Annotated in this window: 11 protein-coding genes; 5 read left to right on the forward strand and 6 right to left on the reverse strand. The window is 71.8% G+C overall.

The features are described from left to right. Position 1: 1 nt before the first annotated feature. The 3 genes from WMF31_RS21395 to WMF31_RS21405 all read right to left on the reverse strand — a co-directional run bounded on the left by WMF31_RS21395 (position 2) and on the right by WMF31_RS21405 (position 4,909). The gene (locus WMF31_RS21395) at positions 2 to 2,734 is read right to left on the reverse strand and encodes a protein kinase domain-containing protein (protein ID WP_436603727.1); all 2,733 of its coding nucleotides are present in this window, start codon (positions 2,732 to 2,734) and stop codon (positions 2 to 4) included. A 164-nt stretch (positions 2,735 to 2,898) separates the two neighbouring features. Beyond that, positions 2,899 to 3,804, reverse strand: a complete 906-nt coding sequence (locus WMF31_RS21400; protein ID WP_436603728.1) for a latent transforming growth factor beta-binding protein — start codon at positions 3,802 to 3,804, stop codon at positions 2,899 to 2,901. A 436-nt stretch (positions 3,805 to 4,240) separates the two neighbouring features. Then, a complete protein-coding gene (locus WMF31_RS21405) occupies positions 4,241 to 4,909 on the reverse strand; it encodes a universal stress protein (protein ID WP_436603729.1) in 669 nt (222 codons plus the stop codon). Between the two features lie 362 nt (positions 4,910 to 5,271). On the opposite strand from WMF31_RS21405, the gene WMF31_RS21410 reads away from it, so the two are divergent. Further along, positions 5,272 to 6,093: a CBS domain-containing protein gene (locus WMF31_RS21410; RefSeq protein WP_436603730.1), complete on the forward strand. Its 822-nt coding sequence runs from the start codon at positions 5,272 to 5,274 to the stop codon at positions 6,091 to 6,093. A gap of 76 nt (positions 6,094 to 6,169) precedes the next feature. On the opposite strand, the gene WMF31_RS21415 is transcribed toward WMF31_RS21410, so the two are convergent. After that, a complete protein-coding gene (locus WMF31_RS21415) occupies positions 6,170 to 6,469 on the reverse strand; it encodes a hypothetical protein (RefSeq protein ID WP_129347709.1) in 300 nt (99 codons plus the stop codon). Between the two features lie 387 nt (positions 6,470 to 6,856). On the opposite strand from WMF31_RS21415, the gene WMF31_RS21420 reads away from it, so the two are divergent. Continuing rightward, complete coding sequence (locus WMF31_RS21420) at positions 6,857 to 8,020, forward strand: IS481 family transposase (RefSeq protein WP_436603731.1); 1,164 nt, start codon at positions 6,857 to 6,859, stop codon at positions 8,018 to 8,020. Positions 8,021 to 8,598: 578 nt separating this feature from the next. Then, complete coding sequence (locus WMF31_RS21425) at positions 8,599 to 9,108, forward strand: ClpX C4-type zinc finger protein (protein ID WP_436603732.1); 510 nt, start codon at positions 8,599 to 8,601, stop codon at positions 9,106 to 9,108. Between the two features lie 181 nt (positions 9,109 to 9,289). Here WMF31_RS21425 and WMF31_RS21430 read toward each other — a convergent pair whose 3' ends face one another. After that, on the reverse strand, positions 9,290 to 10,147 hold the full coding sequence (locus WMF31_RS21430; protein ID WP_436603733.1) for a hypothetical protein: 858 nt from the start codon (positions 10,145 to 10,147) through the stop codon (positions 9,290 to 9,292). Continuing rightward, positions 10,144 to 11,289: a hypothetical protein gene (locus WMF31_RS21435; protein ID WP_436603734.1), complete on the reverse strand. Its 1,146-nt coding sequence runs from the start codon at positions 11,287 to 11,289 to the stop codon at positions 10,144 to 10,146. Before WMF31_RS21435 ends, WMF31_RS21430 begins: the two co-directional genes overlap by 4 nt. A 679-nt stretch (positions 11,290 to 11,968) precedes the next feature. Between WMF31_RS21435 and WMF31_RS21440 the strand changes: the two genes are divergently transcribed. Beyond that, entirely contained in the window at positions 11,969 to 12,412 is a 444-nt protein-coding gene (locus tag WMF31_RS21440; RefSeq protein WP_436603735.1) for a hypothetical protein, read from the forward strand. A 609-nt stretch (positions 12,413 to 13,021) separates the two neighbouring features. After that, positions 13,022 to 14,071: a glycosyl hydrolase 53 family protein gene (locus WMF31_RS21445; RefSeq protein WP_436603736.1), complete on the forward strand. Its 1,050-nt coding sequence runs from the start codon at positions 13,022 to 13,024 to the stop codon at positions 14,069 to 14,071. Positions 14,072 to 14,178 lie beyond the last annotated feature (107 nt).

Consider the following 14,178-nt stretch of genomic DNA (forward strand, 5'->3'; position numbering starts at 1 on the left):
CTCACCCGGTCGTTCCGCAGCCGAGCGCCGTCATCCTCGCCCGCGCCCGCTCCGCGGTCACCGAGCGCGGGGCCGCGCTCCCCCAGCGCGCGATCACGCCCGCGTAGGCCTCGCACGCGCCGGGGACGTCCCTCGTCCGCTCGAGGGCTTGACCGAGGAACCAGAACGACCGGACGTACCTCACCGGCCAGCCCAGCCCATCGCATGTCGTGACCGCCCTGCGGAGCGCGTAGATCGCGTGGTGAGGCATGCCCGCGAGGGAATAGACCGCGCCGATGTCCGCGTGGACCTCGTGCCCGACCTGATGGCTCATCAGCGCGGCCAGCGGCAGCGCGGGGGCGTCCTCCGCCGCCTCCTCGGGGTCGCCGATCCACCGCGCGTGGGCCCTCATCCAGGCGGAGGGCGCCAGATCGGCCGCGCCCGGGGCGCGCGACGGCGACAGCTGCTCGGCGCGCCGCCGCTGGAACTCGGCCCTGGTGATGCGGCCGGCGTGCAGCATGACCCGCAGGAGGTCCGCCGAGTCCGTGGCGCAGGCGCTGTAGTTCTCGACGCACGTCTCGGCGATGCTCGCCGCCTCGAGCGCGCGATCGGTCTCGAGGGCGATGTCGATGAGCGCGCGGGCGACGTCGGCGTGGGCCCTGGAGTCCGCGCTGATCCACAGGCGCGCGCGCCGCAGCTGGTCCTCGGCCGCCGCGAAGTTGCCCATGAACGCGCTCAGGTTCGCCTCGTCGAGCAGCGAGACATGGCGTCTCTCCGCCTCGGGCAGCGAGACCCGGCTCTGCCGCGTCAGCTCGCGGACCGCATCGGGCGACCGCCCCTGCGCATGGATCGAGGACGCGAGCTTGCGGAGGATCTGCTGGCCCCTCCCGCGCGCCGCCGGCAGCATGAGCTGCAGGTCGTGCTCGACGTCGGCGCAGAGGCCGAGCGCGCCGTGGAGCTCGCTCCGGACCTCATGACAGCTCGCCGCCCTGGGCGAGATCGCGAGGCACCGGTCGATGGCGGCGGCGGACTCGTTGAGGCTCCCCAGGCGCTGCAGCGACCGCGCGAGCGCGGCCCATCCCCGGGCGTGGTGGGGCTCGATCTCGACGATCCGCCGCGCCGCCGCGACGCTCGTGTGGATGTCCGAGCGCAGCGCGCAGCGCGCGAGGAGGGAGAGCAGCTCCGCGTCGTCGGGGTGCTGCGCCGCGAGCGCGCCGAGCCGCTCCGCGCAGAGCGCCGTGTCCACGACGTCGCGGCCGAGCGCGGGCTCCATCGCCGCGAGGATCGCCCGCTCGTCCGGGTCGAGCGCGGCGCTCAGCGCCTCGGCGCGCGCGTGGTGCTTCCGCGCTTCGGCGAGCTCCGGCGCGTAGATCGCGAGGCGGAGGTGCGCCGCGGCGAAGGCGTCGTCGGTGGCGACCGCCTGCCGCAGGAGGTCCACCGCCTCGGCCTCTCTCGCGTCGCGCGCGGCCTGGAGCGCGGCCGTGTACAGGCCGTGCGCCTGCGGGCCGGAGCGCGGCAAGACCGTGATCGCCGCGACCTCGGGCGGCGGCTCTCCGCGCAGCGCGAGCGCCCCGGCGAGGCTCCCCGCGAGCGCCACGCCGAGGCCGATCGTCCAGGCCGCCGCCCGCGCGCCGGCGCGGCGTCTGGCCGAGGGGCGCGGCGCCGGGCGCGCCGCGGTGTCGGGGCGCTCGGTCGCGGCCATGGGATCCACGCCGTCCCCCTCCCCCTCCTCCCCGGCACGGCGGTCGGGCTCCATGACCGGAGGCTCCGGGCGCACGGCCGCCGGGGGCGCCGGCGCGTCGAGGCACGGCGGCGCCGCTTGCGCGAGCGGCTCGAGCACGCGGACCACCTCCCCCAGGTCGGAGAGCCGGGCGTCGCGGGCCGTCGACAGCATGCGGCTCACCAGGCTGGAGAGCTCCCGGGGCACGTGGGGCGCTGTCCTGTCCAGCGGCGAGATGGCGCCTGTCACGACGATCTTGAACACCTGGCCGGCGTTGTCGGCGCGCGTGGGGAGCACGCCCGACAGGCACTCGTAGAGGAGCAGGCCGAGCGACCAGATGTCGGTCCGGTGATCGATGGGCTCTCCGAACGCCTGCTCCGGCGACATGTAACAGGGCGTCCCCAGCCTCGCCCCGCTGTCGGTGAGCCCCGTTGTCTGGGCGTCCTGCCCCTCCAGGGCCGTCCGCTTCGCGATGCCGAAGTCGAGGACCTTGACCCGCGCGCTCGAGCCGTCGACGAGGAAGATGTTCTCCGGCTTCAGATCGCGATGGACGATGCGCAGCGCGTGCGCCGTCCTGACGGCCGAGATGACCGGCAGGAAGATGGAGGCGACCTCCCGGAGCGGCATCCTCGGCTCGCGGAGCAGCCTCCTGGCGAGCGACTCGCCGGACAGGAGCTCCATGACCATCACGGGTGTCCCGCCATCGAGCTCGATGAGGTCGTGCACCTCGACGACGTTGGGATGGCGGAGGGTGCTCACGATCCTCGCCTCGCGCAGCAGGCGCACGCCCACCGCGCCGGACACGGCCCCGCCCTTCACGAACTTGAGCGCGAACGGCTTGCCGGTCAGCGTGTGGCTCGCGGCCCAGACCACGCCCATGCCCCCTTCGCCGAGGAGCCGATCGAGCCGGTACCGGCCGTCGACGACGACGCCCGGCCTCCACCACGGCCGCGCGCTCGCGGCGCGCTCGTTTCCCGCTCCCGGCGGAGAGCCCTCTCCCGCGGCATGTCGGGTCGCCTCGAGGCCCTGCGTCATGTGGTTCCCGGTGCGATACGCTCGACGAGCTACACTACGCGCCCTGCTCCGCCTGTCCAGATCGAAAGCGGGCGCGCGCGGGCGCACCACCGCGCGCCCCCCGGCGGCGCGCGCCCCCCGGCGACGCGGCGGGGCTCACCGCGCCGGCCCGAGGACACCGCGGCTCAGCACGAGAGCGCGCCGCCGCACGAGATGTAGCAATAGTCGCAGGTCACGCACGTCATGTAGGTGGTGAACAGGGCAGCTCCGGCCGGGTGCCTCGCCTCGCAGTCACCGAGGCAGAGATCATCGTCGTCCTCGCAGGTCACGGCGCATTGCGTGAAGGCGATGCAGGCGTCGTCGCTGGAGCACGCGTCGAGCTCGTCGGAGCAGCCCTTCTCGATCGCGCACGCGGTGCACCCGGTCGACACGTCGCCGCAGTCGCGGAGGATGTCGCACTCGCTCGAGCGGTTGCAGTCCCCGGCGTCGGTGCCCTCGGCGCAGCGGCGGGTGCCCTCGGGCTCATCGCAGATGCCGTCGTTGGTGGACGGGCAGAACGAGCCGCAATCCGCGGTGTCGGTCCCGGCAGGACATCGTCCGGTGCCGTGGGGCTCATCGCAGACGCCGTCGCCGGTGTACGGGCAACGCGGGCGGCAATCCGCGGCGTCGGTCCCGGCAGGACATCGTCCGGTGCCCTGCAGCTCATCGCAGATGCCGTTGTCCACGGTGGGACATGACGGATCGGCGGCGTCGAGACAGCGCGAGAGGGCCGCCGCATGGACGTCGCAGGCGTCGGTGACGTGCTGGCCGTCCACGCATCGTCCTTCCAGGCGGACGCACTCGGTGTATGCGGTGAGCTCGTCCTGGCACTGCGCCTGTTCGGCCCTCTCCCCCGCGGCCTCCTGCTCGGCGCTGCACAGCGCCTCATCCTCCGCCGAGCACCCCGCGCAGGCACAGCGGGCCGCGCACACCGTCTCGTGCGTCGGTGTCTCTGTCTGAGCCTGACCCCCGCCCACACCGCCGACCGGCCCGGCGCAGGCAGCGAACAGGCCGGCGAGCGCCGCTGTGATCATCCCATGTCCGACACGCATGCGTTCTCCTCGTCATCTGACGAAACAAGAGGTCATCCGCCGAGGCTCATGACGCCCGCCGGGGAGCCGACGAGGGAGGCGCGGCGTCGCTGGACGCTGGAGGCTCCATGTCGTCCTCCCCCCCTGCACATCGCACACGCCGCGCCCGATCACCTCTCGATTCGGCTTTCACCACAAAAATCCGCCAGAAGAAAACGGTTACCTATATCACCGCGGGATGCTGGCCGTCAATTTCGGATGATCTCGGTGCGGATGCAGCGAGCGAGGGGCGCGCCTCCCGGGTCGGGCCGGGCGCGGCGATGTGCTGGAGGAGGGTTTTGCGCAGCGCCGTGGCGGAGGAGGGCTTTGCGCGGCGCGCGATGCGGTCCCTGCGCGCGGGTCCGCCCGAGCGCGCGCCGGTTCGCCCGAGCGCGCGCCGGTTCGCCCGATGGGGAGCTCACACGCTGTCCGGCGTCGCCTGGTAGGGGGCGCTCGACGAGGCGTAGATCCCGTTGGTCGCGTACGAGTAGCGGTGCGGCCGCACGTGGTGCTCCGCGTGGCGCGCGCACCAGAGCTGTGCGCCGCCCGTCTCCTGCCGGCGCTTCACGCACTCCGGGCAGGGCGGCTCGATCTCGGGGACGCGGCCCTCCGTCGCGTGGTCCTTCGGCCGGACGATCCACACCGCGCAGCGAGCCAGCCGGGAGACGCGCTCGGCGACCGAGCCGAGCAGGAGCCGCTGGAGCCCGCGGAGGCCGTGCGAGCCGACGATCACGAGGTCGGCGTCGAGGTCGGCGGCGAGCTGGGCGATCTGCTCGGCCGCAGCGCCGCGGCGGTAGTGGACGACGACGCGCTTCAGCCGCTCGCCGTCGAGCCTGCTGCCCAGGGCGCCGACGCGCTCGCTCGCGCGCTGCTGCACCCGCTGGAGCATCGCCTCGGTCCGCGCGGCGGGGTCGGGCGCCGCCGGGAGATCGACGTTCACCCAGGTCTCGGGCTCGACGTAGATGACATGCACCTCGGCGTTGCTGCGGAGGCACGCGGCCTCGAGCGCCTGATCGAGGGCGCGGTCGCTCAGCTCCGAGAAATCGATCCCGACGACGATGACGTAACGATCGTTTGCGCTCGACATGGAAGCCTCCTTTGAGCCTCGCGATGAGGCCGCTCTCCGGCGGTTGCCCCGCTCTCTCGCTCGCCAGGAAGTCTTGCACGCCATGTGCCAGCCGCGCCGATCGCCCGGGGAGCGGCCTCATCGCGCGGCGCGGGGCGGGGTGGCCTGCACGCCGTTCGCCGCGGCGCACGGGGTGCGCGACGGGCGCCGGCCGCGGCGCCGGCGCAGGCGGTGCACCGGCGCGAAGCGCCTGCGCCGCGCGGGCGCGGCGCGGCCGGGAGGACCGCGGGATCCCGGGGCGCTCGGCCGTGGCACGGCCGGTGCTCGTCCCCGTCGACGTACCCCGGGCGAAGGACGCCGAGGGGGGAGCGGAGAAGAGGCAGATGATCACCCCTGGATCGATCAACGGACAGCACCCCATCCCGCGTCACACGATCCACAGCGCGCGCGTCGTCGGGCGCGACGGCGAGGCGTCGGTCGTGGAGACCGTCCATTGCCCCGTGAAGGGGCGGTCGACCACGGTGCGCGAGTGCGAGGCGTGCCATCGGTTTCACGCCCTGCATTTCGACGTGGGCACGCAGACGACGTCGGTCGTCTGTCACACCGAGGCGGTCGCGCGGGCGCCGGGCGGCGCGGCGAGGGAGGAGCCGCCGCGCGATCCGGGCGGGCTGATGGATCCGGAGTCGCCGCTCGCGGACATCATGACCAGGGACGTGGTCTGCGTCCGGCCGGAGGTCGCCGTCGACGAGGTCGCGGCCCTGCTCGTCCGCCACGAGATCAACGGGATCCCGGTCGTGGACGCGGAGGGCAGGCCGGTGGGCATGGTGTCGCGGGCCGACGTGCTGCGGGCGGCGGAGGAGCGCGGCGACACCGCGGAGGCGGAGCGCGTGACCGCGCGACCGGACGAGCGCGCGCCGCTGGATCTCGAGCCGGGCTTCCATGTGCTCGAGCCCGTCACGACCACCGCGGGCGACGTGATGACGCCCGTGGTGGTGACGCTGCACGAGAGCGCGAGCATCCGGCAGGCCGCGGCGCTCATGGCGTACGAGGGCGTGCACCGGCTGCCGGTGCTGTCGGACGACGGCAAGGTCGTCGGCATCGTCTCGTCGCTCGACGTGCTGCGGTGGTTCGGGCGGCGGTGCGGCTATCTCATCCCGGAGGCGCGCAGGCGGCTCGCGACGCCCGCGCGCGCCGCGGGGGGGTGAGGTGGCGACCCCGGGGTGGCCCTCCTCAGGCGCGACCCCGGGGTGGCCCGCTTCAGGCGACCCGGGGTGGCCCGCTTCAGGCGACGCCGATGCGCCCCTCCCGCCGCAGGCGCTCGAGCTGGTGGGCGAGCTGCATGGTCTCGAGCCACTGACGGAAGGCCGGGTTCTTGGCCACGTAGGCCGTGAAGGCGGCGCCGGTGAACGACTGCGGATCGCATCCACGCGCGGCGGCGATGGCGGCCGCCTGCTCCAGGAGGCGCATGACGTCGGACCAGGATTGCTCGACGGCCTTCTCGTTCCCGGACGGGGCTCCTCCGCCACCTTCGGAGGGGACGACGGTCGTGTTCTCAGCATCGAGGCGGTCGACGGCGCGCATGGCGTGAATTCCTTTCGGGTTCCTTTCCGACCCATGGCCCTGGCCCAGGCGCTGGGTGGGGACCGGGATCACGCGATGAGGTAAGCCCGCGAGCCGGAGATGCAAGGGCACGCGGTAACGTCCGCGCGGTACCGGAGACGGTCCGCGCCGGGCAGCGCAGCGGCCTCCCCGGCACCGGGGGCGGTCCGCGCCGGGCAGCGCAGCTGCTTCCCCGGAACCGGACGCGGTCCGCGCCGGGCAGCGCAGCTGCTTCCCCGGCAACCGGAGGCGGCCCGGTACGGACCGGTGGCCTGGGTAACGGTTCAGACCGGGAGCCTGGGTAGCACCCGGACGGACCGGGAGCCTGGGTGACACATGTCGTAGAGGGTCGGCGACGGAGGATCGCTGGTGCCCTGGAAAGAGACATGTTCAGTGGACGAGAGGCTTCAGTTCATCGCGCAGGTCAACGAGTCGGACGAGACGTTCGCGGAGCTGTGCCGACGGTTCGGCATCAGCCGGAAGACGGGGTACAAGTGGGTGGAGCGTTACGAGCAAGCCGGACCTCGTGGTCTGGAGGAGCGGCGGCCCGTGGCGCACACGTTCCCGCATGCGACGCCAGCGGCGATCGTCAACGCGCTGGTCGAGCTGCGGAAGGAGCGACCCACCTGGGGTCCGAAGAAGCTGCGCGCCCGGCTGGAGAGCATGGGCCTTGAGGGGCTGCCGGCGACGAGCACCATCGGCGAGCTGCTCAAGAAACACGGGCTGATCCGGCCCCGGCGGCGCCGCGTGGTGATGCCGACGTCAGCGAAGCCGTCGACGCTGGCTCCAGCGGAGCAGCCTAATGACACATGGTGCGCCGATTTCAAGGGGCATTTCGCGCTTGGCGACAAGACCCGGTGCCACCCGCTGACGTTGACGGACCAGGCGTCGCGGTACTTGCTCAAATGCGAGGGCGTAGCGAAGCCGGACGAGGCCTCGGTGCGGCCGCACTTCGAGCGCGCGTTCCGCGAGTTTGGGCTGCCGAATCGTATCCGCTCCGATAACGGCCCGCCGTTCGCCACGCAGGGCATTGGAGGGCTCTCGGCGCTGTCGGTGAGCTGGATCAAGCTCGGCGTGGTTCCCGAGCGCATTGAGCCCGGCAAACCGCAGCAGAACGGCCGGCACGAGCGCATGCACAAGACGCTGAAGGCGGAGGCGACATCGCCGCCCGAAGCCACGCTCGCGGCGCAGCAGCGCGTCTTCGACCGCTTCCGGCACGAGTACAATGACCAGCGGCCTCACGAGGCGCTCGGCCAGAGGACGCCGGCTTCGCGCTACACGCCGTCGCGGCGGACGATGCCGAGCAAGCCCTCCTCGCCGGAGTATCCGGACACGATGGCCGTGCGACGCGTGGGGGACATGGGTCGGCTTCAGTTCGGTGGCGCGAACACCTTCGTTTCCAAGCTGATCGCCAACGAACCCGTGGGGCTGCTTCCGATCGCCGACGACGTCTGGGAGCTGTACTACGGGCCGGTTCTGCTCGCGCAGGTCACCTTGAAGAACAAGGAGCTGCAGCTCGCCAAGGCACGGTGACCTGCGCGCACTCACGCCGGAACGTGAGGAGAGGCTCGCGTGTACCGAGACCGCGGGAAGCGGTTCGTGTATAGATCCTGGCGGTCCGAGAGAGCGCGGTGAGCGTGTCGCGTCGACGAGGATCCGGCCCCTGTTCCCAGTCCTCCCGGAGCAGGGGCCCGTAGCTCAAGGAAGTGTCACCGCTGCTCCCGGTCAGAACTGTTACCAGGGCTCCGCTCGTACACCCGCACCGGGCAGCGCAGCTGCCTCCCGGAACCGGGGGCGGTCCGCACCGGGCAGCGCAGCTGCCTCCCCGGAACCGGAACACGGTCCGCACCGGGCAGCGCAGCTGCCTCCCTGGCACCGGACACGGTCCGCACCGGGCAGCGCAGCTGCCTCCCCGGCACCGGACACGGTCCGCACCGGGCAGCGCAGCTGCCTCCCCGGCACCGGACACGGTCCGCACCGGGCAGCGCAGCTGCTTCCCCGGAACCGGTGGCGGTCCACACCGGACAGCGCAGCTGCCTCCCCGGCACCGGACACGGTCCGCACCCTCGCATTTGAGCAGGTAGCGCGACGCCTGGGAGAAGGCTCGCGACATGACACTCGATGATGAGATCAGGGCAGTTCAAGACCTGGTCCAGGTCGCACGCGGTGCCGTGACCGAGCATCTCGAGCGTGCGACGAAGGACCTGCGCCTCGGACGCAAGGCGCTGACGCACTACCAGGATTTCTTGAGCGCCACCATCGCCAACGCAGGGTCCACGCTGACATGCTGCAGAGAGGCGGCGTGCGAGCAAGCCGCCTCCGTTCGAGCCACGAGCATCGCGCAAGGCCTCCTTGCAGCGACGCGCGAGGCCATCCGGTCGATGTATGCTGCAATGACCGTCGTCGAGGAGCTCGCCGGCCCCGGAGGCCACCTCGGCCCCCGTCACGGCGGGATCGCGCTCGCGACAAGAACCGCGGTGCCCAGCTCCTGCTCGTTCTGCGGAAAGACCGAAACAGAATCGAAGCTTGTCGCCGGACCAGAGGCCAGCATCTGCGCCTCCTGTGCGCGCCTGGCCTGTGGAGTGCCAGGCATCGAGCTGTCCGCGAGCGAGACGGAGTAACTCGCTCTCACGGACAGGCGGCTGCCGGCCGCGCTCGTGCGCCTCGGTCCCGCGAGCTCGCTCGCCCTCGCCCCCGATCCGCCACCGTGAGCTCAGCGCCGCAAGTCGGCTCGGCCGCGGGGCTCGGCGAGCACGGCGCGCTCGCCGGAATCCCCCGGGGGCGCGTGGGCCGACTGGAGGTTCACGGCGCCCGGCGCAGCATGCCGCGCTCCCAGCCGTACCGTCCGCGGGCGCCGCAGACACGCCGGTACGCGGCGCGCGCGCGCTGCCCGGAGGCGCTGTTCCAGCCGGAGGCGCCCGGGATGGGCCTGCTCGACATGATCCCCGGGTGGCCGCACGCGGAGGCGGCCCCCGACTTCTCCTCCAGATGGATCGCGCCCCGCTCGACCCGGAGCTCAAGCGCCACCCTGCAAGGGATCGGAGATCGCGGCGGGCAGTCGTCGAGCATCGCGCCGGTCGGCACGTCGAGCACGGCCTCGAGCGCGCCGCCCCGCGGCGCATAGAGGACCGTGTGCGTCACGAACGGCCCCTCCGCGGCGTCCGGCTCGCGCGCGCGCGAGCACACCATCAGCTCGATCTCGGGCAGGCTGAGCGCCTCGTGGCATGAGCACACGTGGATGCGCCGGGGCGGGCTCGTGGCGAGGGTCGACCAGCACGAGGCGTCGGGACGCCACGCGACGCCGCGCGCGGCCAGCCAGGCATCCTGGTCGAACGGTCTGCCCGCCGGCGCACCCGCGCCGGGGGTCGTTCCAGGCACCGGCGACACCGCCCCTGCACCGCCGATCGACGGCGGCGGCGCGCCCTGGCCGGTAGCCCCGGTGGCGTCGGCGCGTGCGGCATCGAGATGGCCCATGGCGCCACCGGCCGCAGCGTTGCTCCCGGCAGGCGACGGCGACGCCGCCGCCGCGCTCGCCGACGAGGGCAGCGCCCCCGTCGAGGCGTCGCCCTGCGGCAGGCGATCTCGATGGCAACCCGGCTGGCCTGCGGCGAGGACCGCCGCGAGCGCAGCGAGCACGGGAGAGACGACGGCGCGCATCAAAACAGCGAGTCCTGCAGGAACTGCTGCAGAAAGGTCAGGGTGAACGAGCCGGGAACGGCGACATAGCCGCCGAAGATCGCGAATTGGTGCCAGTAGCCGGCCTGCTCGCGCAAGTCCGGGTAGTGGGTGATCACATGATCCCAGAGCGGATTGCTGCCCGCCGCATATGCCTTCCTGTCCGGCGGCGTCGCGGTCACCCGCGATACAGGGCCACCTGCGAGCTTCTCGATGCTGAGCCGGATCCCCTCGTTCGCGGCGAGCTGGTAGCCCCCGCTCATCCGCAGAACCGTGTCGCTCCGCGCATTGAACCACTGGATCACGGCGCCCGCCTTGGCGGGCGTGCCCCGCGCATCGAACGCATACACCTCGGAGACCCGCTGTTTGTTGCTGGCGAGGGCGGCCCACATCGACAGCCCGCCGGCGCTGTAGCCCATGACGCCGAGACGGCCTAGGTGGATCGCGCCACGGTTCCTCCCGAGGCGCTGCTCGGCCCAGAGCAACCGGAGCGCGCCGCCGGCGAGGGCAGCGAGCGACGGGCCGGTCGCGGCGCCGAAGTCGGAGCCGCTCGGCCAGGGGTGAAGGAGAACCACGGGCCTCTGGCTCCGGGCGAGCGCGTCCTCGAAGCCGGCGCGTAGCCATGCATAAGGGCTCTTGCCGTCGTCGGGATCCGGGAGGAACAGGTCGCGCTTCCAGAAACTTGCCTTCGGATCGTCCACCGGCTTGAGCAGATACCGGTTGAGCCCGAACATCGAGTGGCTGGCCTCGTCGACGCGCGTGTAAGCGTAGCTCTCGGGCCGGAAGAACACGAGGCAGCCGACCCCGGGCGCCGGCGGCGCGGCGCACGCGGCGGGAACGGTGGCAAACCAGATGAGCGGCCTGCCGCCGGTGTAGCCGAGGGCGACGAGCTCGGGATCGCCGGGCCGGTGATCGGCGACGTACTCGGACGCGTAGGCGGCGTACGCCATCCAGAACGGCGTGATGTTGACAAACTCGGTCCGGATCTGGACGAGCGCGGCGCCGTTCACGTTGGCCATGACCTTCGTGTCGACGAGAGGGTGGCTCTTCACGTAGGCTGGGATGTTCGCTGCCTGGAGCATCGTTCCCCCCGCGACGACGTCGTAGGGTTGCTCCACCTGAAGCACGGGATGGCGCATCGGGCCGACGCTGCCGACCGCGCCGAACGACGCCGTGAACGTGGCCTTCAGGACGACCCGCGCGCATCGGCGGGGGCGCCGGTGCGACCCGCTGCAGGACGGCCTCTGCGCCCGTCGCGGCGGAGAGGAGCGCGAGCATCGCGCGCTCCTCGGCGAGGGTGAGCTGCCATGGCCCCGCCGGGTCGAGCAGCGACAGCGCGGGCCAGGGGGATGCCTGGGCGACATGAACGAGGTCGGTGCGCGTCACGAGCAGGAGCTTCTGGGGCTCGGCGTCGGGGAGGCTCACGGCGTCGCCGATGCGGCCCGGGACACGCACGTGCCATGTGTCCCCCCGCGGCAACGGCGCTGTCCGGCGCGGGCTGCGCTCCCGGCCCGCGAGCGCCCTGACGAGCTCCCCGGCATCGGCGATCGCTGCGCTTCCCCAACCCGGCGGCACGCGGTCGACGCGTACGCGGCCGCTCGCGTCCGTTCGCCGTACGACCTCCCCGGCGGGGGTGCTCACCCGCAAGCTCACGTCGACGATCGGAGTCTCGAGCTCGTCCAGCAGGACGATCTCGTAGAACGAGAGCTCCGTCTCCGCCTCGGGAGAGCGGGGCGGCGGCGACGCCGTCGATGCGCCGTGCGATCCGCCGGCTCCCGCGCATCGGGGCGCGACGGACGCGCTGGAATGGATCTCGCGAAATGCGACGAGGTCGCCGTGTTCCAGCGCTCGTCGCACCCGCTCGGCGACCCGAGCGCGGAGCACTCGGTGGTCCTGCTGGTGCAAGCTCGACCGGCCGCAGAGGGTGAGCTCGCAGTAGATATCCTGAAGGACGTAGAGGTCCTCATTCCGGCGAGCATCGATGGCGGACAGGGCGAACAGGAGCGGGACGCGCTCGAGGCGTACCCGGGCGGGATCGTCCGGCGCGTGGCTCGCGCGCACGAGGTAGATTCGCTGGCCGAAGTCCGAGACCGGCCACCTCCTGAGCCAGGCATGGGTCATCGCGGGGACAACCAGATGAAGGCCATGGTTTTTCTCGATCGACGCGCCATCCGCTTCACCGACCTCCGCTATATACGCCACGACGCGCGGCCGCTTCTTCTTTTCGACCAGCCGCCCGGCGCTCGATGAGCTCGTCGACGGTCTTCTTGAGGGCGCTCGCGGACAGGCCGAGCCGCTCGCCGAGGTCGGCGACGGCGACGCCCGCGTCCGCGTCGAGCGAGCGGACGGCATCGCCGAAGGCGTCGAGCGCCGGTCTCGGCGCGGAGCGGGGCCCGGCCGGCGTCTTCGCGGCGCTGGAACTCCCAGGTGCGCTCGCAGCGGCGGCGCTTGGCGATAGCCCGAGCCACTTCACCCGTACGTTCCGCCGGGAGACCGCGGTGAATCCATCCGATGACACTGGCGGTCGGGCTCGGGTAAGATGGTGGCACGATGTCCACATTTCGCTCCACCGTACCGTCCTACGCGACGATTGGCGCGCTCATCATCCCATTTTTTCTCTGTCACTGCACCGAGCCAAGCCCGGGTGGCAATGATCCCGGCGGCGCTGGTCAGGGGGGAGCCACTTCGGGGGGAGGCGGCGGCAGCGCGACGGCCGGGATCTCGAGCGGGGGAGGCGCATCCGGCGCAACGAGCTCGTCCTCTTCCGCTTCGGAGGGCATGGGCAGCGCCGGGACCGGCGGAACGGGCAGCGCCGGAACCGGCGGAGTCGGCGGCGCCGGGACCGGCGGAATGGGCGGCATGCCCGCGTTCGACCCCCCCTTCATCCTGGGCGCTGATATCTCCAGCGTCCAGGAGGCGATCGACAACGGCGCGACTTACACGGACACGGACGGAAACGAAAAAGGGATACTCGAGCTGCTGAAGAACCATGGATTCAACTACATCCGGCTCCGGACATTCGTGGATCCGGGCACATCGTACGGATATGCCTTCGGCACCGGCGGCTCTTGCGCGAAGTCGGAGACCTACTGCGACAAGGACCACACGATCGAGTTCGGCAAGCAGATCAAGGAGGCGGGCATGGGGTTCCTGCTCGACTTCCACTATAGCGACACCTGGGCCGATCCTGGCAAGCAGATCATCCCCGAGGCCTGGCGGGACGCCCAGTCGATCGACGAGATGGCGGGCCTCTTGAAGGCCTACACGAAGGACGTCGTCGCCGCGCTCGTCACCGCGGGCGCGCGCCCGGACATGGTGCAGATCGGCAACGAGATCACGCCGGGCATGCTGATCCATGTGCCGGCCGCGGACACGGACTGCTGGGGCAACAACTCGGTCGTCAATCCGAAAGGACTTACCGGGCGGGCGACGAACCAGACCTGGGACAACCTGGCCGCCCTGCTCAAGGCAGGCATCGCCGGGGTCAAGGAGGTCGATGACACGATCAAGATCATGCTGCACGTCGAGAACACCGAGGACGTCAACGGCGTCACGTGGTGGGTCAACAGCGCCAAGACGCGAGGCGTCGCGTTCGACGTCCTCGGGCTCTCCTGCTACACGGCGTTTCAGGGCCAGCCGGCAGTGTGGCAGAACACGTTCAATACCCTGGCCGAGACATTCCCGGATCTGTCGTTCGCGATCGCGGAATACAACCCCGAGCGCACGAAGGCCAATCAGATCATGCGCGACCTGCCGGACGGCAGAGGCCTCGGCACGTTCTTCTGGGAGCCGACGCAGAGCGGCTCATGGGGCTCGTCCCTCTTCACGCAGCAGGGCGGCGCGTACAGGGCCAACAGCGACGACTTCGCGGAGTTCGACGCCATCAAGGCGAGCTTCGGCCTGGAATGACGTCGAGCTGCGGATCACGCCATCCCCCGCGACACGAGGACCTCCAGCACCCCCTGAAGCGGGCCGCGGAGGCGGCTCATCAGCCGACGATCACCTCGTGCCAGGTC

The sequence above is a fragment of the Sorangium sp. So ce1036 genome, from assembly GCF_051369805.1.
Taxonomy (GTDB): domain Bacteria; phylum Myxococcota_A; class Polyangia; order Polyangiales; family Polyangiaceae; genus Sorangium; species Sorangium cellulosum_F.

What these genes read in the sequence shown, in the direction of transcription:
- WMF31_RS21395 (WP_436603727.1), bottom strand. Translation starts at nt 2,734, where the DNA reads ATGACGCAGGGCCTCGAGGCGACCCGACATGCCGCGGGAGAGGGCTCT.
- WMF31_RS21400 (WP_436603728.1), bottom strand. Translation starts at nt 3,804, where the DNA reads ATGCGTGTCGGACATGGGATGATCACAGCGGCGCTCGCCGGCCTGTTC.
- WMF31_RS21405 (WP_436603729.1), bottom strand. Translation starts at nt 4,909, where the DNA reads ATGTCGAGCGCAAACGATCGTTACGTCATCGTCGTCGGGATCGATTTC.
- WMF31_RS21410 (WP_436603730.1), top strand. Translation starts at nt 5,272, where the DNA reads ATGATCACCCCTGGATCGATCAACGGACAGCACCCCATCCCGCGTCAC.
- WMF31_RS21415 (WP_129347709.1), bottom strand. Translation starts at nt 6,469, where the DNA reads ATGCGCGCCGTCGACCGCCTCGATGCTGAGAACACGACCGTCGTCCCC.
- WMF31_RS21425 (WP_436603732.1), top strand. Translation starts at nt 8,599, where the DNA reads ATGACACTCGATGATGAGATCAGGGCAGTTCAAGACCTGGTCCAGGTC.
- WMF31_RS21440 (WP_436603735.1), top strand. Translation starts at nt 11,969, where the DNA reads ATGGATCTCGCGAAATGCGACGAGGTCGCCGTGTTCCAGCGCTCGTCG.
- WMF31_RS21445 (WP_436603736.1), top strand. Translation starts at nt 13,022, where the DNA reads ATGCCCGCGTTCGACCCCCCCTTCATCCTGGGCGCTGATATCTCCAGC.